The sequence below is a fragment of the Virgibacillus sp. M23 genome (assembly GCF_034190895.1).
Classification (GTDB): Bacteria; Bacillota; Bacilli; order Bacillales; family Amphibacillaceae; genus Virgibacillus; species Virgibacillus salarius.
The window spans coordinates 1-372 of record NZ_JAWDHA010000395.1 but is presented as its reverse complement, the minus strand read 5'-3'; the positions used below and the strand labels follow the sequence as shown (position 1 = coordinate 372).

General features: G+C 45.3%; 1 protein-coding gene. It reads left to right on the top strand.

Going from position 1 to position 372, the window contains the following annotated elements; translation table 11 throughout:
• On the top strand, positions 1 to 372 hold a 372-nt coding region (locus RVS70_RS23185), incomplete at both ends, for an ATP-binding cassette domain-containing protein (protein ID WP_321135102.1).

The following is a 372-nucleotide window of genomic DNA, read 5'->3' as shown; positions in this document are numbered from 1 at the left end:
ATGAGGCCACAAGTGGTCAAGTACTGTTTAATAACGAGGATGTACATGGGAAGAAGTCGAAGAAGGATCTGCTTAAATTTAATCGAAAAATGCAGATGATTTTTCAGGATCCATCCTCATCGTTAAATCCGCGTATGACAGTTATGGATATTATAGCGGAAGGCTTGGATGTCCATCATCTCGTAAATAACGAGGCAGAACGGAAGGCGAGAGTAGAAGAATTACTACAGGTGGTAGGCTTGAATAAAGAGCATGCGAGCCGCTTTCCTCATGAGTTTAGTGGTGGGCAGCGTCAACGGATTGGTATCGCGCGAGCANTTGCCGTAGAGCCAGAATTAATCATTGCCGATGAGCCCATTTCGGCACTGGATG